Here is an 18807-nt window from a genome sequence, read left to right on the forward strand (position 1 = left end):
TTTCGAAGGGCGTGGCCGGTATTTCCGCCAGCTCACCCCATACGTATCCGCCATCGAAGCTTCAGCCTCAGGCAGCTTCGCGGAAGCGATATCCGACTCCGTAGAGCGTTTCAATCATATCGAAATCCGTATCGACCATCTTGAATTTCTTGCGCAGCCGCTTGATGTGGCTGTCGATCGTCCGGTCGTCGACATAGACCTGTTCGTCATAGGCAGCATCCATCAGTGCATCGCGACTTTTGACCACGCCGGGCCGCTGTGCAAGCGAGTGCAGGATCAAGAATTCCGTCACGGTCAGCGTGACCGGTTCACCCTTCCAGGTGCAGGTATGGCGTTCCTGGTCCATGACCAGCTGGCCGCGCTCGAGCGAGCGCGCCTGCAGCACGGCGCCGGCCTTCGGTGTGCCACCGCTATTACCGGCTGTCGCCGAAGCTTCGCGGTTGGAGGCGCGACGCAGGACCGCCTTGACGCGTTCCACGAGCAAGCGCTGCGAGAAAGGCTTGGTGATGAAGTCATCGGCGCCCATCTTCAACCCGAACAACTCATCGATTTCCTCGTCTTTCGAGGTGAGGAAGATGACCGGGATGTCGGATTTCTGACGAAGGCGACGAAGAAGCTCCATGCCGTCCATGCGCGGCATCTTGATATCGAAGATCGCCAGCTGCGGCGGCCGCGCCAGAAGCCCGTCAAGAGCGGAAGCCCCGTCCGTGTAGGTCTCGACCTTGTATCCTTCGGCTTCCAGAGCGATGGAGACCGAGGTGAGGATATTGCGGTCGTCGTCTACGAGCGCGATTGTCAGCATGCTGTTGGTCTCCGTCATCTAAGCGCATCTCCCGGAATTGGACCCCGACCCAGGCGGTCTGCCGAATTGATCGGCCTCAACCAGGCGCGCTTATGGAGGATAAAGGTGGAACAAATTGTGGCAAAGATAAAGGGTCGATATTTTCGAGGACATTCTCGGGTACCAAAAGTTGTGGCGATAAAATTACCAAACGACAAAATTCAAACGATTTAAATAATGTGACAGAAATTTAAATCGATTAAATATTTGAAAACATTGATTTTTTAAGATTTTTCTCTCTTGCGTCTCCAAGTTTTTGCTCTTAAGGCTGTCATCATTCAATGGCGATTGCCGGAACAGGGGATGAAATGGCGATGCAAGTTTTTGGAGACCACAACCCGGCAGTCGGTCTGGAAACAATCGGATTGGGCAGCGTCGCCAGCGTTCGATACAATCTGCCCGAAGCGCAGCTTTACGAAGAGGCGATTCGACGCGGCGAGGCCGAATTGACCGCCCACGGTGCGCTTCGTGCGCTGACAGGCCAGCACACCGGCCGTTCCCCAAAAGACAAGTTCGTGGTCCGCGACGAAACCACGGAGGACCAGATATGGTGGGACAACAACAAGCCCATGTCGCCGGCGCACTTTGCGCAATTGCACCAGGACATGCTTGCCCACGCCGGCGGGTTGTCCCTGTTCGTGCAGGACCTGGTCGGCGGTGCCGATGTCGACTACGCGCTGCCGTCGCGCGTGATCACGGAATTTGCCTGGCATTCGCTGTTCATTCGTAATCTGTTGATCCGGCCGGATAGGGCGACCTTGGCAAACTTCGTGCCCAGGCTGACGATCATCGACCTTCCCAGTTTTCGCGCAGATCCGGAACGCCATGGTTGCCGGACGGAAACCGTGATCGCCTGCGACTTCACCAGGGGCCTGGTGCTGATCGGCGGCACGTCCTACGCTGGCGAAATGAAGAAGGCCGTCTTCACGGTGCTGAACTACCTCTTGCCGGCCCGCAACGTCATGCCGATGCATTGCTCGGCAAATGTCGGTCCAGATGGAGACGCCGCTGTCTTCTTCGGGCTGTCGGGCACCGGCAAGACCACGTTATCTGCCGATCCCAGCCGTACGCTGATCGGCGATGACGAACATGGCTGGGGCGAAAATGGTATCTTCAATTTCGAAGGCGGCTGCTACGCCAAGACCATCCGATTGTCGGCAGAAGCAGAGCCTGAGATTTACGACACTACGCGCAGGTTTGGCACGGTTCTGGAAAATGTCGTGCTCGATGCAGAGGGCGTGCCCGACCTCGACGATGGCTCGCTGACGGAAAATACCCGCAGTGCCTATCCGCTGCACTTCATTCCGAATGCCTCGGAAAGCGGCATGACCGGCCACCCACAGACGATTATCATGCTAACCGCCGACGCATTTGGCGTCATGCCTCCGATTGCCCGGCTGACACCCGACCAGGCCATGTATCATTTCCTGTCCGGCTACACCGCCAAGGTCGCAGGAACCGAAAAGGGCGTCACCGAGCCGGAAGCTACTTTCTCGACCTGTTTTGGCGCCCCGTTCATGCCACGTCATCCGGCCGAATACGGCAATCTCCTGAAAGAGCTGATTGGCCGTCATGGCGTCGACTGCTGGTTGGTCAACACCGGCTGGACAGGTGGCGCCTATGGCACCGGCCGCCGCATGCCCATCAAGGCAACACGGGCACTGCTCGCTGCCGCACTGAAGGGCGACCTGGACAAGGCGGAGTTCCGCATCGATCCGAACTTCGGTTTTGCCGTGCCGGTTTCGGTCGCGGGCGTAGATGGCAATATCCTCGATCCGCGCTCCACCTGGGCCGATCCTGCAGCCTACGATGCCCAGGCCAGCAAGCTCGTGCAGATGTTCGTTACCAACTTCACGAAGTTCGAGCAACATGTCGATGGGGGAGTGCGCGACGCAGCACCGGGCATGCGGGTTGCCGCCGAATAGGCATCCGTATTTGGTGATTCACGTGAAACCCGGCGGTCTTTCCGCCGGGTTTAGCTTTTGCGCGCTCCCCTGTTTTCAAGCGTCCGGCAATATGGGATAGACGGGCCTGGAGAGACCAATGGCCAGCGACGCACTTTACATCAACGACCGGATCACCATCGCCGGCTGGGAACTGACGGAACAGTTCGTTCTTGCCGGTGGTCCCGGGGGCCAGAACGTCAACAAGGTGTCGACTGCTGTTCAGCTGTTCTTCACCCTCGTCAACTCGCCGTCGCTGAGTGAACGTGTCAAAGCCAATGCCATCAAGCTGGCTGGCCGGCGGCTGTCGAAGGACGGCGTGCTGATGATCGAGGCAAGCCGTTTCCGAAGCCAGGACCGTAACCGGGAGGATGCCCGCGACCGCCTGAAGGAACTGATCCTCGAGGCGGCGTTGCCGCCTCCGCCGCCCCGTCGTAAGACCCGGCCTACCAAGGGATCCGTCGAACGCCGGTTGAAGGCGAAGTCCGGGCGCTCCGAGGTAAAGAAATTGCGCGGAAAATCCGACGGCAGCGATTGAGCACTGTTTGTCGGCATTCGTCACCCCAAATCACTGTCAGGATGATCGCGGAGCACCGACCATGATGCTGTCGAACGGAATTCGTCACCTGCCGGGTTATCTCGATCGCACTGCGCAGGAGGCGCTGGTCGAGCAGATCCGCGCGGTTGTCGCCGAGGCGCCGCTATTCGTTCCGGCCATGCCCGGCACCGGCAAGCCGATGTCGGTGCGCATGACAAACTGCGGCCCGCTTGGCTGGGTCACGGACAAGCAGCGGGGCTATCGGTATCAATCGACCCATCCGGGCACCGAGCGGCCATGGCCGGCAATCCCGGAGTCTCTGCTGGCGCTTTGGGTCGAGGTGGCCGGCTATGAAAAGCCGCCGGAAGCCTGCCTCGTCAATTTTTACGACGACGACGCAAAGATGGGTCTTCATCAGGACAAGGACGAGCAGGATCTGGGCGCACCCGTCGTCTCCATCTCGCTCGGCAACAGCTGTCTCTTCCGCATCGGCGGGGCCTCCAGGACTGACAAGACATCGTCCATCAAGCTTGCCAGCGGCGATATCGTCGTGCTGGGAGGCGAAGGCAGGCTCTGCTTCCACGGTGTCGACCGCATCTACCCGTCAACCTCGACGCTGCTCAGGAGCGGCGGTCGCATAAACCTCACATTAAGACGCGTGAAGCCATAGTTTGCAGGAAACCCGGGGACCTCGACATGACTGACAGACATGCATTTGCGCGGGGACTCGCCGTGTATGTCGTGGTCTTAGGCCTGTATCTCGGTGTCCGACAACTTTTCCTTTTATGGACTTTAGACGCGCACGGCCTTTCCGAGGTTTCGCAGAAATTACCGTACTGGGATTTCACCAATCTCTGGGGCGGTGCCGTCTTGGCGCTCAGGGGACAGGTTGCCGATCTCTTCAATGTCGATATTTATAGGCATGACTTGAGGGCCTTGATATCACCGTTCATGCCGGACCAGGAATGGAGTTACCCGCCGTCCTTCCTGCTGTTGGGTCTGCCGCTTGCCGGTTTACCGCTGCTGCCCGCCTATCTCGTCTGGACATTTGCAACATTGTTGCCGCTGTTCGCCTCCCTGCAAATGCTCTCGCTTCCACTATGGGTGCGCCTTCTAGTCATCATATCTCCGGCCGCTGTGATGAACGTGATATTTGGTCAAAACGGCGCGCTAACCGCTGCCTTGCTGCTATCCGGACTGCTACTCGCGCCGTCTCGACCCGTCATTGCGGGCATTATCCTTGGTCTGCTGACAGTAAAACCACAGATAGGGCTATTGGTACCGTTCTGCCTGCTGGCAAGCGGAAACTACCGCTCCATCGTCGCCGCAGCCGTGACCGCCTCGTTTCTGGCCGTGATAGCAGGTGCCGTATTCGGCTGGGAAAGCTGGGTGCTGTTTTTCACCAAGACGCGGCCGATGATGACCGCAATCCTCGAGGCGCCATACCCGCAAGGCTATCAAAGCAACGGCATGACGTCCTTCCTCCTCTCCCGATCGCTGGGACTGGGGGTCGGCGCTGCCTATGCGGTACAAGCCGTCTTTTCCGCTGCCAGCATCGCGGCGGCATGTTGGCTTTGGCGGCCACGCCGCCGCGTCGATCATGCCACGCGCACCTGTCTCACGGCGGTTCTGGCGATCGTCGCCACCCCTTACGGCTATGTTTACGATGCAATACCGCTGAGTGTCGCGGCGGCGCTGTTCTTCTGTAAACGTCGGGAACCGACCATCTTGTTGGGGGTCGCCTGGTTTTACCCGCTGGTCAATCATATCCTCGTCCGGAGCCTGCCGCTGATTGGCGTCCTCGTGCCGACGATTGTTGCCGCCTGGACATGCTGGAATATCTGGCGGGACGAACGCCGGATTGGCGATTGTCTGGAAACCGCTAAAGCTTGCGGAGAGCCACCTGTTCGATCAGATGATCCTGACCCTTGCGCAGGATCAGGTCCGCCCGCGGTCGCGTCGGCAGGATATTCTGTCGCAGGTTCCGCAAATTGATGTTCTTCCAGAGGCCTTCGGCCGTCAGGAGAGCCTCTTCCTCGGTGATCGACGCATAGCGATGGAAAAACGAGTTCGGGTCACGGAAGGCCGTTTCACGCAATTTCATGAAGCGTCGCACGTACCATTTGCGGACCAGCTTCTCGTCCGCATCGATGTAGATCGAAAAGTCGAAAAAATCCGACACCATCGGCACGATCTTCCCATCGGCCGGCAGATGTCGGGACTGCAGCACGTTTATGCCTTCGAAGATGAGGATATCGGGACGGTCGACGATCTTGAATTCGTTGGGCAGCACATCGTAGACCAGATGCGAGTAGCAGGGAGCCGCCACATTGGGCCGGCCTGCCTTGATCGCCGACAGGAAGCGCAGCAGCGCCCCGGTGTCGTAGCTGTCGGGAAAGCCCTTGCGCTGCATCAGGTTGCGCCGCTGCAATTCCGCATTGGGGTGCAGAAATCCGTCCGTGGTGATCAGGTCGACCTTCGGGCTGGACGGCCAGCGGCCAAGCAGTTCCTTCAGGATACGGGCCGTTGTCGATTTGCCGACTGCGACCGATCCGGCGATGCCAATGACAAAAGGCGTCTTGGCGACATTTTCGAGGCTGAGAAAGCGATTGCGCTGTTCGAACAGGATTTGCGACGATTCGACGTGGGCCGAAAGCAGCCGGGATACGGACAAATAGATGCGCCGGACCTCATCGAGGTCGATCGGATCGCCCATCGACCGCAGTCTGTCGACTTCGTCGGCCGTCAGGGTCAACGGCGTATCGGCGCGAAACTTCGCCCACTCCCCGGACGAGAAGAAATGATAGGGCGAATAGGCGTTGGCCTGAAAATGGTCCAGCGGTTCGGGCGCAGATGCGGGCTTGCTGAGTGACGTCATGAGCTCTGCCGACCGGCCTTTTCAGTGAGGCCGGATTGCAGAGTGCGTCTTTCAAGCTCGGCTAGAACGTCATTGAGAGGGATCTCGGCGATGTTCAGCACCACCATCAGATGGTACAGGAGATCAGCGGCCTCATAGGTGAGGTTCTCGCGATCGTTGACAACGGCAGCCATCACCGCCTCGATCGCCTCTTCGCCGAGCTTTTTGGCAGCCTTGGCCTGGCCTCCCGCGACGAGCTTGGCAGTCCAGGATTCTTCGGCGCCCGCCCGAGAGCGGTGGTCGACGATCTTTTCCAGATCGGAAAGGGTAAATCCGCTCATTTCGCCTCGTTTCCCCCGGTCAGTCGAGCCGCATGGCTATGCCATGCTTCGACATATAGCGCTTTGCCTCGCCGATCGAATAGGTGCCGAAGTGAAAAATCGATGCTGCCAGAACGGCAGTGGCGTGACCTTCTGTGACGCCGGCAACAAGGTCGTCCAGCGTGCCGACGCCGCCGGATGCAATGACCGGCACGCGCACGGCATCGGCAATCGCCCGCGTCAGCTCCAGATCGTAGCCACTCTTCGTGCCGTCCCGATCCATAGACGTTACCAGCAGTTCGCCGGCGCCGCGTTCCACCATGCGCGCAGCAAATTCAACCGCATCGATGCCTGTCGCATTGCGCCCGCCATGGGTATAGATCTCCCAGGCGCTCACATTATCCTGGCCGACGCCCTGGCTGCGGCGACGCTTGGCATCGATCGAGACGACGATGCACTGGTTGCCGAATTTGTCTGCGGCTTGCGCGACGAAATCCGGATTTGCAACGGCGGCGGAGTTGATCGCCACCTTGTCGGCACCCGCCAGCAGTAGCCGGCGAATATCGGAGACGGCGCGGACGCCGCCGCCGACGGTGAGCGGCATGAAGCAATGCTCTGCCGTCTGGGCTACGACCTCGAAAATGGTATCGCGACCGTCGGAAGAGGCTGTGATGTCGAGGAAGCAAAGTTCGTCGGCACCGGCCGCGTCATAGGCCTTGGCGGCTTCGACGGGGTCACCGGCATCGATCAGGTCGACGAAATTGACACCCTTGACGACGCGTCCGTCCTTGACGTCGAGGCATGGGATGATGCGCGCCTTGAGGGTCAAAGTGCCACCTCCGTAGTGCGAGCATCCTTGATCAGCCTGAGCGCTTCGGTCGGATCTATCCGTCCATCGTAAAGCGCTCGGCCGGAAATCGCGCCTTCGAGCTTGGCTGCGTCTGGTTGCAGCATGCGCCGGATGTCGTCGATCGACGCCAGGCCGCCGGAGGCAATCACGGGGATGGAAACTGCCCCGGCCAGTTCTAATGTCGATGGCCAGTTGATGCCGGCGAGAATGCCGTCGCGGTCGATGTCCGTGTAGATGATCGCGGCGACGCCAGCGCCTTCAAATTTCCGGGCGAGGTCTATGACGCCGAGTTCCGAGGCTTCGGCCCAGCCCTCGACAGCCACCTTGCCACCCTTGGCGTCGATGCCGACCGCGACTTGGCCCGGAAAGTTGCGGCAAGCTTCGATGACCAGCGCCGGATCGCGCACTGCAACGGTTCCAAGAATGACGCGGGCTAGACCGCGCGAAAGCCAGCTTTCGATATGCTCCAGCGTCCGAATGCCGCCGCCGAGTTGCACCGGATTACTGGTTGCCTTGAGAATGTCATCGACAGCGTTGCCGTTGACGCTCTTGCCTGCAAACGCACCATTGAGATCGACCACGTGCAACCACTCGAAACCCTGGTCCTGGAAGGTCTTTGCCTGTGCTGCCGGGTCCGGATTATAGACAGTGGCCTGGTCCATGTCGCCGAGCTTCAGCCGCACGCACTGGCCGTCCTTGAGGTCGATGGCGGGAAAAAGGATCATCGTATCGGTCCGTTCAGGGCGCGCGCCATCAGGGCTGCCAGCGCAGGAAATTGGAAATCAGGGTAAGGCCGAGCGTCTGGCTCTTCTCAGGGTGGAACTGGGCCCCCACCATATTGTCCCGCCCGACGAAAGCCGTCATCGCGCCGCCGTAGTTCGTGGTGGCGATGATGTCACCGTCGTCAGCCGCTGCCAGGTGATAAGAATGCACGAAATAGGCATGCAGGCCGTCCTGCCCCGTCTTTATGCCGTCGAACAGCGCATGCGGACGACGCAGGTCGAGCGTGTTCCAGCCGATCTGCGGGATTTTCAGCGACGGATCGGATGGCGTCATTTCCACGACGTCGCCCTTGATCCAGCCGAGACCTTGCGTGGTGGTCTTCTCCAGCCCGCGCGACGACATCAGCTGCATGCCGACGCAAATGCCGAAGAAAGGCCGAGCCTTATGCTCGACGGCTTCCGCCAGCGCCTCGGACATGCCGTCCACGGCGCCAAGCCCGCGGCGACAATCGGCGTAGGCGCCAACGCCCGGCAGCACGATCCTGTCGGCAGAGGCGACGCGCTCGGCCTTGTCGGTCAGCTCGATGTCGGCGTCGATGCCAATTTCTCGGGCAGCGCGCTCGAAGGCCTTGGTGGCCGAGCGCAGGTTGCCCGAGCCGTAGTCGATAATGACAACGCGCATTGCTCAGCGTCCTCCGTCGTAGCCGATGAGGCCGAGGGCAGCACCCTTGTGTGGGTTGCCAGCAGAGTTTTCTCGAATATCCCAGCGTGCAGCGCGGATATCCTCCGGCACTTCCTCCGAAAGGCCACTGAAATAGATATCTTCGGCCTCGGCGAGATTGCGCGTCGACACCAGGCCACCGGCAACGAAGCCGTTGGCCAAAAGGCGGCTGGCAAACAGCATTCGCCCTTCAACTGCAGAGAGGACACTGACCGCAAGCAGCAGCGACACTCCGGCAGCCCAGAGAGCGGGCGTCCGCATCAATTCCATCCCGATGCCTTGGAGAAGCAAGGCGCCTATCCCGAGCAGCCAGAAACGATGGCAGAGCAGCCAGATGCCGGGAAAGAAGAATGCGGTCAGCGAAAAGCCATCGCGTACGAAGCGCGTTTTCTCGTGATCTCTGCCCGGTCCGCTCTCGGGTGTCAGAACTATAAAACTCGCCATCGGGGCGCTCCGCTAAAAATTCCGGTTCAGGCGAGGGTGCCCTTGGTCGATGGCACGCGACCCGCCTGGCGGGGATCGATCTCGGTGGCCGTCCGCAATGCACGGGCCACGGCCTTGAAGCAGGTTTCAGCGATATGATGGTTGTTGGCGCCATAGTGGTTGAGAATATGCAACGTGATGCCGGCGTTCTGTGCCAGTGCCTGGAAAAACTCGCGCACTAGCTCTGTGTCGAAGCTACCGATCTTCGGCGCACTGAACTGCACGTTCCAGACGAGGAAGGGCCGGCCGGAGAGATCGACGGCGGCCATGGTCATCGTCTCGTCCATGGCAAGATCAATCGAGGCGTAGCGGGTGATACCCCGCCGGTCGCCCAGCGCCTTGGAGATCGCCTGGCCGATGGCAATACCGGTGTCCTCGACAGCATGATGATCGTCAACGTGGAGATCGCCTTTGGTCTCGATTTCCATGTCGATTAGCGAATGGCGCGATAGCTGGTCGAGCATATGGTCGAAGAACCCGACGCCTGTCGAGATTTTCGAAGCGCCGGTGCCGTCGAGGTTGACGGTAACCGAAACCGAGGTCTCGTTGGTCGCGCGGGAAATGCTCGCCGTGCGTTTGGCTGCGGTGTCTGCCATGGCCTGCTCCATCGGATAATGGCCGTCCATATCAGCCACATGCGAAAATATCCAGAAGTTCCCGCACAACGGGCGCGCCTTTGCGCCGTGAGGCGAACCGGAACCGAAAAGAGTGATATTTGCAATCGCCGGAAGCCCACTTACATAGGCTTCAACAGGGCCGATGCGCGGCTCACTGAAACCGCCCGATCATCGGGCAGACAGGTGCTTTATGACAACGATTATTACCGTCCGGAAGGGCAACCAGGTGGTCATGGCAGGCGACGGACAGGTCAGCCTCGGCCAGACCGTAATGAAAGGCAACGCTCGCAAGGTCCGTCGCATTGGCAAGGACGGCGAGGTCATCGCCGGTTTTGCCGGCGCCACAGCCGATGCCTTCACGCTGCTGGACCGCCTTGAGAAGAAGCTCGAACAATATCCGGGCCAGCTGATGCGCGCTGCCGTCGAACTTGCCAAGGATTGGCGGACAGACAAGTACCTGCGCAATCTCGAAGCGATGATGCTTGTCGCCGACAAGACCACTACCCTGGCGCTGACCGGCAACGGCGACGTGCTGGAGCCGGAACATGGCACCGTCGCTATCGGCTCCGGTGGCAACTATGCCTTTGCCGCCGCCCGCGCGCTGATGGACACGGATAGATCGGCCGAGGAGATCGCCCGCCGCGCGCTCGATATCGCCGCCGACATCTGCGTCTACACCAACCACAGCATCGTCATCGAATCGATCAATTCTGACTCCTGAGTTTTCTCTCCTGATCGTTTCCAGCCCCGATGGGAAAGCAGTATAATGACCAATTTCTCCCCCCGCGAGATCGTCTCCGAACTCGACCGTTACATTATTGGCCAGCATGAGGCCAAGCGCGCCGTCGCAATCGCGCTCCGCAATCGCTGGCGTCGCCAGCAGCTGGAGCCCGACCTGCGCGATGAAGTCATGCCGAAGAACATCCTGATGATCGGACCGACCGGTGTCGGCAAGACGGAAATCTCCCGTCGCCTCGCCAAGCTTGCCGGTGCGCCCTTCATCAAGGTGGAAGCCACGAAGTTCACCGAAGTCGGCTATGTTGGCCGCGACGTCGAGCAGATCATCCGTGACCTCGTCGAGGTCGGCATCGGCCTGGTGCGCGAGAAGATGCGTGCCGAGGTGGAATCGAAGGCCCACATGAGCGCCGAGGAACGTGTGCTCGACGCTCTCGTCGGCGCCACTGCCTCGCCGGCCACCCGCGAAAGCTTCCGCAAGAAGCTGCGGGACGGTGAACTCGACGACAAGGAAATCGACATCGAAATCGCCGATACTGCTTCCGCCGGTTCGGGTTTCGAGATCCCCGGCATGCCTGGCGCCAATATCGGCGTTCTCAACCTGTCTGAAATGTTCGGCAAGGCCATGGGCAACAAGACCAAGAAGGTCCGCACCACGGTCAAGGCTTCCTACGCCGATCTGATACGGGATGAATCTGACAAGCTGGTCGATAATGAAGTTGTCCAGCGAGAAGCGGTACGCTCGGCCGAGAACGACGGTATCGTTTTCCTCGACGAGATCGACAAGATCGCTACCCGTGAGGGCGGCATCGGCGCGGGGGTGTCCCGCGAAGGCGTCCAGCGCGACCTGCTGCCGCTGGTCGAGGGCACCACCGTGTCGACGAAATATGGACCTGTTAAAACGGACCATATTCTGTTCATCGCATCGGGCGCCTTCCATGTCTCCAAACCATCGGACCTGCTGCCCGAACTCCAGGGCCGCCTGCCGATCCGCGTCGAGCTTAAGCCGCTCAGCAAGGATGACATGCGCCGCATCCTGACCGAGACGGAGGCAAGCCTCATCCGCCAGTACAAGGCGCTGATGGACACCGAAGGCTTCTCACTCGATTTCACCGATGACGCGCTCGACGCGTTGGCGGATGTCGCCGTACACCTGAACTCTTCGGTCGAGAATATCGGTGCCCGTCGCCTTCAGACGGTGATGGAGCGCGTGCTGGACGACATCTCCTACAATGCACCTGATCGCGGCGGTGCGTCGCTCACCATCGACGCGGCCTATGTTCAGAAACACGTCGGCGATCTCGCCGCCAACACCGATCTGTCGCGTTACATCCTTTAGCGCCAGCGCTGCCCTCGGTCCCCTCCTTGTGTCGGGACTGGGGGCCCACGATGAACGCGGCATTCATCGGCCATTAAGCTAAATGAAATATATTAGTCACTATGAGTTGGCTTCGATTCGTTGGGTTCAGGCCCAGTTCCCGAGCCTTCGTGGAGGTGGCAATGTTTAAGAAGACCGTTCTATCAATGCTGATCCTGGCGTCGGTCGCCGGAGGCGCGCTTAGCACCGCAAGCACTGCCGAAGCCCAATACCGCCGTCCTCCGCAGGACGATGGCTGGGACCGTGGCCCGCCACCCCCGCAGCGGCGCCATCACCACAATAACAATGGCGGCATCATTGCCGGTGGCATCGCCGCCGGCGTACTTGGCGGCCTGATCGGCGGCGCTTTGGCCAATGGCAACGACGGTGGCTATGGTTACGCACCGCCGCCCCCACCTCCGCCGCCCCGCTGCTGGTTCGAGGATCGCCCGGTTCAGAACCAATATGACGACGGCTGGCACCGGGAACAGATCCGCGTCTGTAACTAAGGTCGCGCTTTCGCAGCGCAGCGCCGACGCATCGATATCCAGTTTGTAGCAAACGACAGACGCGACCTGACACGCTGCAGGTCGCGTCCTTTCTGTTTGACAGACTTTCGACCTCTGCAGTCAGCGCCCGACGTTATTCCTGGTTTTTCAACCATAACCTCTCGACACCGGGCCGTTAACTTTTTAGGTGATGGTCAGTTTCCTTGGGGCGTCGGCGTCGGGTTGGCATTATTCGGCCAAGATTGTGATCCACGCCTCCGGAAAGACCGATAAACCTTCGACGGGGCAGCCAATCGTGCGACGCATTCTCATTTCCCTCCTGGTTGCCGTCCTGAGCCTTGGCTCGATCCCTGCAAATGCTGCCGGTATCCTGACTGTACCCCCCGGTAACCGCAATGCCGAGCAACCTGACATCCCGGGCGCCTCTGTTCGCCGCACCAAGGGCACCAATTCCAGTTTCGATCGCAAGTACCAGAAGGTCCGCCAGTTGCTGGCAACCGACAGCAAGCTGATGTCGAAGATCAAAGCTGTGTCGCGCGCCTATGGCATCGATCCCATCCATGTCGTCGGGGCACTCGTCGGCGAGCATACCTATAATGTCGATGCCTATGACGGCCTGCAGTCCTATTACGTCAAGGCTGCTTCCTACGCCGGCGAAAGCTTCAAGTTCGCCTACAATGGCGAGAACGTCGATGATTTCGTCGCCCGTCCACAGTTTGCCAAGTGCAACGGAAAAAGCGATTCCTACAGCCTCTGGACATGCCGCGAGGATGTCTGGAACGACGCCTTCAAGGGAAAAACCGTCGACGGAAAATCTTTTCCCAACAATCGCTTCAGCGCCGTATTCTTCCAGCCCTTCTACGCTGGCCAGACCTTTGGCCTCGGCCAGATCAATCCACTGACGGCACTGATGCTGTCTGACATGGTGTCGCGAACATCAGGCATCCCGAAGCTCGACGAGCGCAAGGCCGGCGATGTCTATCACGCCATCATGGATCCGGATATCTCGCTCGCCTTCGTTGCCGCCGCTGCCCGCCGCTCGATAGACGACTACCGCTCGATCGCCGGCATGGATATTTCCGGCAACCCGGGCCTCACCGCCACCCTCTATAATGTCGGAAATTCCCGTCAGCGCGCCACGGCCCTTGCCGCGCGCAACAGGGGCGCCAGCCAGCCTGTCTGGCCTGAAGAGAATTATTACGGCTGGCTGATCAATGACAAGCTGGATGATCTGAAGTCGCTGCTTTAATCTCTGCGCGACCCCGCACGCAAATCAGCGAGTTGAGCCAGCGGCGTTTTTCCCTGAGCGTCGATCTTTGCGAGGCCAGTGACACTGGCTGCGAAAAGGGAACAGTCATACTGCCCCCGCGACCCGATCCATACCAATAAAAAAGGCTGCCGGAAGTTATCCGGCAGCCGCTGATGTCGATGAGATGTGAAATCTACTGGATGACGACGACTTTGGTCGTATGGCCCGGGAGGACGCGGCTGTAGAGATCGATGACGTCCTGGTTGATCAGGCGAATGCAGCCCGAAGATGCTGCCGTACCGATGGATGCCCATTCCGGCGTTCCGTGCAGGCGGAACAAGGTGTCCTGGCCCTTGTCGTTGTAGAGATACATTGCACGGGCGCCGAGCGGGTTTTCGAGGCCTGGATTCATGCCGCCTTCAACAAACTTGGCGATTTCCGGCCGGCGCTCTGCCATTTCCTTCGGCGGGTGCCAATTTGGCCATTCCTGCTTCCAGGCAACGTAGGCGTTGCCCGACCAGGCAAAGCCAGCCTTACCGACGCTGATGCCGTAGCGCATGGCCTGGCCATCCGGCAGGATGTAATAGAGATGACGTTCGCGGGTGTTAACGATGATCGTGCCCGGCGATTCCGTTGTCTGATAGCTGATGATCTGGCGGCGGAACTCCGGCTTGACCTTCTGGATCGGGATAGCAGGAAGCGAGAAGCCAGAATCCTGGGTGACCCCGTAGTCGCCGTCAAACGTCTTCAGCGTTTCGACCGAAGAGCTAGGCGCGGTAATCGGCGCAGCCATCGCTGTGGAAGAATAGCCGGCCGCGGCAAACGCCGCGACAAGGCCCAATACAGTCATTGCATTGCTGAAGCGCATGGGGTCTCTCGATTTTGTGTCCGGAATTCAGGGTTTTGCCAACCATCTCTGGGAAGGTTTATTTTCGATATCACCGCATTGCAAGCAAACGCGTCGCACAAATAATCGTGTGAGCCGCGATTTGGGAACCCATGGTTTTTTTGCAACAAAACTTGGTCTAGACTGGTTAAATCATGACGATTCTCAGCCTATACAATAACAATCCGTTAATAGATGGTCGCCAGTCCGAGCGGGCGATGCTGGTGCGCAAGGGCGCCCAGCGCCTGCTCCACGAGATGAGGCATGCAGTCCTGCCGGAGTTGACGCTCGCCGGCGGCAGGCGGGCCGATCTCATCAGCCTCAGCGAAAAGGGCGAGATCTGGATCATCGAGATCAAGTCGTCCGTGGAGGACTTTCGCGTCGATCGGAAATGGCCGGACTACCGGCTGCAATGCGACCGCCTGTTCTTTGCCACGCACAAGGACGTGCCGCTCGATATCTTTCCGCAAGAATGCGGCCTGATCCTGTCCGACGGCTACGGCGCCCACATGGTGCGTGAGGCGCCTGAGCACAGGTTGCCGCCAACCACCCGCCGCGCCGTCACGCTCAATTTCTCGCGCGTCGCCGCTCAACGACTGCTCGCGGCAGAATGGGCAATCGGCAAACCGCTTCCGATCGAATAGCCCGCTATTTAGGCGCCCGCTTGGCCAGGATCCGCTGTAGCGTACGCCGATGCATATTGAGACGCCGCGCCGTCTCCGAAACGTTGCGCTCGCACATCTCGTAGACCCGCTGGATGTGTTCCCAGCGCACCCGGTCGGCTGACATCGGGTTTTCCGGCACGTCGGCCTTTCCGCCTGGCCTCTGCGTCAGCGCTGCATAAACATCGTCGGCGTCAGCCGGCTTGGAGAGATAGTCCACCGCACCAAGCTTCACGGCGGTGACGGCGGTAGCGATGTTGCCGTAGCCGGTTAGGACGATCACTCGGGTGTCGCCGCGGCGCTGCCGAATGGCTTCGATGACGTCGAGGCCGTTACCGTCGCCCAGCCGCAGGTCGATGACCGCATATTTCGGCGGGTGGGCCTTCGATTTCGTCACGCCTTCCGCAACGCTGTCGGCCGTTTCGACGAGAAAGCCGCGTGCTTCCATAGCCCGGGCGAGCCGCCTCAGAAACGGGCCGTCGTCGTCGACGATCAGCAGGCTCGGATCCGGGCCGATATCACCGTCGCTGGAGGCAAGTGTCTCGATGTCGTGGTCTAGATCTGTCATTCCGTGATCCCGGCGGTTTTCCGCCTGCATATATCCTGCGTGTATATATATAGCGTCGTGAGCACTGGTCATAAGCCCGTCGGCTCAGTTTGTCGAATTGCTGTCTATCAAGACACGAGGCCATTCGATGCGGATCCGTGCCCCTGAAGTCTCCGCCTCGCGGTTTCCAAATGTCAGGGTTGCGCCGGAGCGCTCCAGCAGTGTCTTCGCAATAAACAGGCCAAGCCCGAGACCGCCTGCGGCATCGTCACGCTGCCGTGTCGTTACATAGGGCTCACCGATGCGGGTCAAGATATCGGGCGCATAGCCGACCCCGTCGTCTTCAATGGTGATCGCCAGAGTTTCGGCATCGAACGCTACCGTGACAGTCACCATCTCGCGGGCATAGTCGACAGCATTTTCCACCAGGTTGCCGAGCCCGTACATGATCCCGGCATTCCGGTTGAGCACCGGCTCGCCGGCCCTGGGGGTCTCCTCGACCAGCGTCAGCTTGATTCCGAATTCGCGATGCGGGGCGAGAATTTCCTCCATCATCGATGACAGCGTCAGATAGCGCATATGCGCCTCGTTTTCCGCTGACAACGTCGTAATCCGCCGCAGGATGTCGCGGCAGCGCTCGCTCTGGCTGCGCAGCAGCGCCACGTCCTCCCGGTAACGCTCGTCGTGACCGAGTTCCCGCTCCATCTCCTTGGCAACGATGCTGATCGTCGCCAGCGGCGTTCCGAGCTCGTGTGCCGCTGCCGCCGCCAGTCCGTCCAGCTGCGATAGATGCTTCTCCCGCTGCAGCACCAGCTCGGTCGCCGCCAGCGCATCGGCCAGCTGGCTCGCCTCCATGGAGACGCGATAGGCATAGAAGGCGGCGAAGGCCATCGTCGATGCGATGGAACACCAGACGCCGAGCTGCATGACCTCATTGATGGAGACGATGCCCCCGGCATACCAAGGGAGCGGGAAAGGCGAAAAGGCAAGCGACGTGATCGCCACCATCGCCGCAAGGATCAGCGTCATGCTGTAGCGGATGGGCTGGGAAGCGAAGGAGATGATGACGGGCACGCAGACCAGGATCGAAAACGGATTGGCAAGGCCGCCGGTGATGAACAGCAGGCCGCACAGCTGCAGCAGATCCAGTCCCAGAAGGGCGAAGGTGGCCGGCGCATCCAGCCGGTGCGTCGGCGGATAGCGCAAGGTCAGGAACAGGTTGATCCAGGCAAGGCAGGCGATCAGCACGCAGCAGGGCAGTAAGGGTAGTGGAAACTGCAGCCAGAAGGCGACGATGGCCACCGTCGCGGCCTGGCCACCGACGGCAAGCCAGCGTAGGCGGACCAGCGTCTGCAGCCGCACGCGCCGGCTGGTGTGGTGATTGCCCGGCAAGAGGCTTTCATTTTCGGCAATCATGCTGCTCACTCCTTCACGGCGGATGCACTCAAGTGCCGCGCGGCTTCACGCGGGTGGTCGGCGCGGCGGCTGCCGGATCCTCGGGCCAGGGGTGGCGAGGATAGCGACCGCGCATGTCGGCGCGCACGTCCTTCCAGGTTCCGGCCCAGAAGCCCGGCAGATCGCGCGTCGTCTGGATCGGCCGGTGCGCCGGCGAGGTCAATTCCAGCACCAGCGGCAAACGTCCGCCGCCGATGGAGGGATGCTGGCGAAGCCCGAACAGCTCCTGCACCCGAATGGTCAGCAGCGGCTCCGTCCCATCGTAATGGATGGGGTGGCGCTGCCCCGTCGGCGCCTCGAAATGCGTCGGTGCCATCCGGCCGAGTTCCCGTTGTAAATCATGCGGCAGCAACGACATCAGCCCGTTCGATAGTCCGCCGGTGGAAATATCGGATAGCCCCCGCGCGTCGCCCTGATACGGTACGAACCAATCGTCGAGCCGGATGAGCAGGGCCTCGTCGCTCATATCTGGCCAAGGCTCCCCGATCGTTCGGTGCAGAAAGCCGATCCGGTCGCGCAGCTGGGCGGCTTCCTTGGAGAAGGTGAGTACGCCAAGCCCGAGTTCGCGGATCCCCTCTGCCAGCGCCGCAGCTACCTCGCGCCCGGAGGGACGCGGCAGGGGCGTCTCATCGAGGACAATGGCCCCGAGCCGCGTCACCCGCCGGGCCCGGACTTGCCGGCTCGTCTTGTCGAATAGGCATTGATCTTCAGTCACGATGCTATCCGGCAGCTCGGTTTCGACATCGCCGCGCGTAATCTCGGCAGCACTGAGAATCCGGCCCTGCGCGGCACGACCGGTAAGGTCCGCGACGACAAGCATCGTTGCACCCGACAGCCGCTCCGTCTCCGGCAGCTCGGCACCACGGCCATTGGCCATGACGAACCGGCCGCGACCGCCCCGCTGCAGGGCGATACGATCGGGAAAGGCGTGCAGCAGCAGCGTTCCGGCCATCACCGGTTCGCCGCCGCCTTTGCTGCCCCCGGCAGTTGCCACCAGTCTTGCCACCAGTCGTCGCGCTGCCTCGGCCCGCTCGCTTTTTTCGCCCCGAAACCGCCGCAGCCGTTCCTCCAAGTCGATGCTTTGCCCTCCCAACCCCTGTTCGGTCAAAAGCACGGCCAGCATCGCCGCCTCGCGTGCCTGGCCGTTTCCGGCGGCTGAGATCACCATCGCCGCCAGGCGGGGTGGAAGTGCCATCGCCCGCATCGTCCGGCCGCGTGTGGTAAGCCCGTTAGCGTGATCGAGCCCTCCCAGTTGCCTGAGCAAGCTCCGCGCCTCGAAAAGCGTCCCGGCCGGCGGCTGATCGACGAAGGCGAGACTGCCGGGATCCTCGACGCCCCAGTGGGCAAGGTCGAGCGCCAGACTTGAAAGATCGCTGGAGAGTATCTGCGGCGGTGTAAACGCCGGCAGCGCCGCCGTCTGGCCGGGATGCCAGAGCCGGATTGCAATACCCGGCTCCGTCCGTCCGGCGCGTCCCGCTCGCTGGTCTGCCGAAGCGCGAGACACCCGCACCGTTT

At 60.7% G+C, this 18807-nt stretch carries 21 protein-coding genes (1 of these 21 running past the window's edge); 9 read left to right on the top strand and 12 right to left on the bottom strand.

The window, feature by feature from the left end; translation table 11 throughout:
• Window positions 1–67: 67 nt before the first annotated feature.
• Window positions 68–802: a response regulator transcription factor gene (locus J5289_RS02000; protein ID WP_202617211.1), complete on the bottom strand. Its 735-nt coding sequence runs from the start codon at window positions 800–802 to the stop codon at window positions 68–70.
• Window positions 803–1155: 353 nt separating this feature from the next.
• Here J5289_RS02000 and J5289_RS02005 point away from each other — a divergent pair, with 353 nt between their 5' ends.
• The 4 genes from J5289_RS02005 to J5289_RS02020 all read left to right on the top strand — a co-directional run bounded on the left by J5289_RS02005 (window position 1156) and on the right by J5289_RS02020 (window position 5317).
• On the top strand, window positions 1156–2766 hold the full coding sequence (locus J5289_RS02005; protein ID WP_142828811.1) for a phosphoenolpyruvate carboxykinase: 1611 nt from the start codon (window positions 1156–1158) through the stop codon (window positions 2764–2766).
• A 118-nt stretch (window positions 2767–2884) separates the two neighbouring features.
• Window positions 2885–3322, top strand: a complete 438-nt coding sequence (gene arfB / locus J5289_RS02010; RefSeq protein WP_142828663.1) for an alternative ribosome rescue aminoacyl-tRNA hydrolase ArfB — start codon at window positions 2885–2887, stop codon at window positions 3320–3322.
• A 61-nt stretch (window positions 3323–3383) separates the two neighbouring features.
• Window positions 3384–3992: an alpha-ketoglutarate-dependent dioxygenase AlkB gene (locus J5289_RS02015; RefSeq protein WP_142828661.1), complete on the top strand. Its 609-nt coding sequence runs from the start codon at window positions 3384–3386 to the stop codon at window positions 3990–3992.
• A gap of 26 nt (window positions 3993–4018) precedes the next feature.
• Complete coding sequence (locus J5289_RS02020) at window positions 4019–5317, top strand: glycosyltransferase family 87 protein (protein WP_209207475.1); 1299 nt, start codon at window positions 4019–4021, stop codon at window positions 5315–5317.
• Here J5289_RS02020 and coaA read toward each other — a convergent pair.
• From coaA to hisB, 7 genes are read right to left on the bottom strand one after another with little or no spacing between them, the layout of a single operon-like run.
• Window positions 5205–6200, bottom strand: a complete 996-nt coding sequence (gene coaA / locus J5289_RS02025) for a type I pantothenate kinase (protein ID WP_209185450.1) — start codon at window positions 6198–6200, stop codon at window positions 5205–5207. The genes J5289_RS02020 and coaA overlap by 113 nt on opposite strands.
• Window positions 6197–6520 (bottom strand): phosphoribosyl-ATP diphosphatase, encoded by a 324-nt coding sequence (locus tag J5289_RS02030; RefSeq protein ID WP_209207474.1) that lies wholly within the window; start codon window positions 6518–6520, stop codon window positions 6197–6199. Before J5289_RS02030 ends, coaA begins: the two co-directional genes overlap by 4 nt.
• Window positions 6521–6539: 19 nt before the next feature.
• Complete coding sequence (hisF, locus tag J5289_RS02035) at window positions 6540–7328, bottom strand: imidazole glycerol phosphate synthase subunit HisF (RefSeq protein WP_209185452.1); 789 nt, start codon at window positions 7326–7328, stop codon at window positions 6540–6542.
• Window positions 7325–8074 carry a 1-(5-phosphoribosyl)-5-[(5-phosphoribosylamino)methylideneamino]imidazole-4-carboxamide isomerase gene (gene hisA, locus J5289_RS02040; RefSeq protein WP_209185453.1) on the bottom strand — a complete coding sequence of 250 codons (750 nt, stop codon included), beginning with the start codon at window positions 8072–8074 and terminating at the stop codon, window positions 7325–7327. Before hisA ends, hisF begins: the two co-directional genes overlap by 4 nt.
• 28 nt (window positions 8075–8102) lie before the next feature.
• Window positions 8103–8753, bottom strand: a complete 651-nt coding sequence (gene hisH, locus J5289_RS02045) for an imidazole glycerol phosphate synthase subunit HisH (RefSeq protein WP_209185454.1) — start codon at window positions 8751–8753, stop codon at window positions 8103–8105.
• 3 nt (window positions 8754–8756) lie between these two features.
• The gene (locus J5289_RS02050; protein ID WP_209185455.1) at window positions 8757–9236 is read right to left on the bottom strand and encodes a DUF2628 domain-containing protein; all 480 of its coding nucleotides are present in this window, start codon (window positions 9234–9236) and stop codon (window positions 8757–8759) included.
• Between the two features lie 26 nt (window positions 9237–9262).
• Complete coding sequence (hisB, locus tag J5289_RS02055; protein ID WP_209185456.1) at window positions 9263–9871, bottom strand: imidazoleglycerol-phosphate dehydratase HisB; 609 nt, start codon at window positions 9869–9871, stop codon at window positions 9263–9265.
• 211 nt (window positions 9872–10082) lie between these two features.
• On the opposite strand from hisB, the gene hslV reads away from it, so the two are divergent.
• From hslV to J5289_RS02075, 4 genes are all read left to right on the top strand, one after another.
• Complete coding sequence (gene hslV / locus J5289_RS02060; RefSeq protein WP_209185457.1) at window positions 10083–10613, top strand: ATP-dependent protease subunit HslV; 531 nt, start codon at window positions 10083–10085, stop codon at window positions 10611–10613.
• Between the two features lie 45 nt (window positions 10614–10658).
• Window positions 10659–11966 (top strand): ATP-dependent protease ATPase subunit HslU, encoded by a 1308-nt coding sequence (gene hslU / locus J5289_RS02065; RefSeq protein WP_209185458.1) that lies wholly within the window; start codon window positions 10659–10661, stop codon window positions 11964–11966.
• Window positions 11967–12127: 161 nt separating this feature from the next.
• On the top strand, window positions 12128–12493 hold the full coding sequence (locus J5289_RS02070; RefSeq protein ID WP_209185459.1) for a hypothetical protein: 366 nt from the start codon (window positions 12128–12130) through the stop codon (window positions 12491–12493).
• A gap of 295 nt (window positions 12494–12788) precedes the next feature.
• Window positions 12789–13742 carry a DUF1402 family protein gene (locus tag J5289_RS02075; RefSeq protein WP_209185460.1) on the top strand — a complete coding sequence of 318 codons (954 nt, stop codon included), beginning with the start codon at window positions 12789–12791 and terminating at the stop codon, window positions 13740–13742.
• Window positions 13743–13935: 193 nt separating this feature from the next.
• Here the strand turns inward: J5289_RS02075 and J5289_RS02080 are convergent, their stop codons facing one another.
• A complete protein-coding gene (locus tag J5289_RS02080; protein WP_142828638.1) occupies window positions 13936–14610 on the bottom strand; it encodes a L,D-transpeptidase in 675 nt (224 codons plus the stop codon).
• 173 nt (window positions 14611–14783) lie between these two features.
• Between J5289_RS02080 and J5289_RS02085 the strand changes: the two genes are divergently transcribed.
• Window positions 14784–15272: an MmcB family DNA repair protein gene (locus tag J5289_RS02085; protein WP_142828636.1), complete on the top strand. Its 489-nt coding sequence runs from the start codon at window positions 14784–14786 to the stop codon at window positions 15270–15272.
• 4 nt (window positions 15273–15276) lie between these two features.
• Here J5289_RS02085 and J5289_RS02090 read toward each other — a convergent pair whose 3' ends face one another.
• From J5289_RS02090 to hrpB, 3 genes are all read right to left on the bottom strand, one after another.
• Window positions 15277–15858, bottom strand: coding sequence for an ActR/PrrA/RegA family redox response regulator transcription factor (locus J5289_RS02090; RefSeq protein WP_142828634.1), 582 nt, complete (start codon window positions 15856–15858; stop codon window positions 15277–15279).
• Window positions 15859–15942: 84 nt separating this feature from the next.
• Window positions 15943–17253 carry an ActS/PrrB/RegB family redox-sensitive histidine kinase gene (locus J5289_RS02095; RefSeq protein ID WP_209185461.1) on the bottom strand — a complete coding sequence of 437 codons (1311 nt, stop codon included), beginning with the start codon at window positions 17251–17253 and terminating at the stop codon, window positions 15943–15945.
• 28 nt (window positions 17254–17281) lie between these two features.
• Window positions 17282–18807 carry the 3' portion of an ATP-dependent helicase HrpB gene (gene hrpB / locus J5289_RS02100; protein WP_209187662.1) on the bottom strand. The gene runs 940 nt beyond the window's last position, so the window shows 1526 of its 2466 coding nt (coding positions 941–2466); its start codon lies off the right edge, out of view; its stop codon occupies window positions 17282–17284.

It is taken from the genome of Rhizobium sp. B230/85 (assembly GCF_019355735.1).
GTDB classification, from domain to species: Bacteria; Pseudomonadota; Alphaproteobacteria; order Rhizobiales; family Rhizobiaceae; genus Rhizobium; species Rhizobium rhododendri.

What these genes read in the sequence shown, in the direction of transcription:
- hisB (WP_209185456.1), bottom strand. Translation starts at nt 9,871, where the DNA reads ATGGCAGACACCGCAGCCAAACGCACGGCGAGCATTTCCCGCGCGACC.
- J5289_RS02020 (WP_209207475.1), top strand. Translation starts at nt 4,019, where the DNA reads ATGACTGACAGACATGCATTTGCGCGGGGACTCGCCGTGTATGTCGTG.
- arfB (WP_142828663.1), top strand. Translation starts at nt 2,885, where the DNA reads ATGGCCAGCGACGCACTTTACATCAACGACCGGATCACCATCGCCGGC.
- J5289_RS02090 (WP_142828634.1), bottom strand. Translation starts at nt 15,858, where the DNA reads ATGACAGATCTAGACCACGACATCGAGACACTTGCCTCCAGCGACGGT.
- hslV (WP_209185457.1), top strand. Translation starts at nt 10,083, where the DNA reads ATGACAACGATTATTACCGTCCGGAAGGGCAACCAGGTGGTCATGGCA.
- hisH (WP_209185454.1), bottom strand. Translation starts at nt 8,753, where the DNA reads ATGCGCGTTGTCATTATCGACTACGGCTCGGGCAACCTGCGCTCGGCC.
- J5289_RS02015 (WP_142828661.1), top strand. Translation starts at nt 3,384, where the DNA reads ATGATGCTGTCGAACGGAATTCGTCACCTGCCGGGTTATCTCGATCGC.
- J5289_RS02050 (WP_209185455.1), bottom strand. Translation starts at nt 9,236, where the DNA reads ATGGCGAGTTTTATAGTTCTGACACCCGAGAGCGGACCGGGCAGAGAT.
- J5289_RS02030 (WP_209207474.1), bottom strand. Translation starts at nt 6,520, where the DNA reads ATGAGCGGATTTACCCTTTCCGATCTGGAAAAGATCGTCGACCACCGC.
- hslU (WP_209185458.1), top strand. Translation starts at nt 10,659, where the DNA reads ATGACCAATTTCTCCCCCCGCGAGATCGTCTCCGAACTCGACCGTTAC.
- J5289_RS02070 (WP_209185459.1), top strand. Translation starts at nt 12,128, where the DNA reads ATGTTTAAGAAGACCGTTCTATCAATGCTGATCCTGGCGTCGGTCGCC.
- J5289_RS02095 (WP_209185461.1), bottom strand. Translation starts at nt 17,253, where the DNA reads ATGATTGCCGAAAATGAAAGCCTCTTGCCGGGCAATCACCACACCAGC.
- J5289_RS02085 (WP_142828636.1), top strand. Translation starts at nt 14,784, where the DNA reads ATGACGATTCTCAGCCTATACAATAACAATCCGTTAATAGATGGTCGC.
- J5289_RS02005 (WP_142828811.1), top strand. Translation starts at nt 1,156, where the DNA reads ATGCAAGTTTTTGGAGACCACAACCCGGCAGTCGGTCTGGAAACAATC.
- coaA (WP_209185450.1), bottom strand. Translation starts at nt 6,200, where the DNA reads ATGACGTCACTCAGCAAGCCCGCATCTGCGCCCGAACCGCTGGACCAT.
- hisA (WP_209185453.1), bottom strand. Translation starts at nt 8,074, where the DNA reads ATGATCCTTTTTCCCGCCATCGACCTCAAGGACGGCCAGTGCGTGCGG.
- J5289_RS02000 (WP_202617211.1), bottom strand. Translation starts at nt 802, where the DNA reads ATGCTGACAATCGCGCTCGTAGACGACGACCGCAATATCCTCACCTCG.
- J5289_RS02080 (WP_142828638.1), bottom strand. Translation starts at nt 14,610, where the DNA reads ATGCGCTTCAGCAATGCAATGACTGTATTGGGCCTTGTCGCGGCGTTT.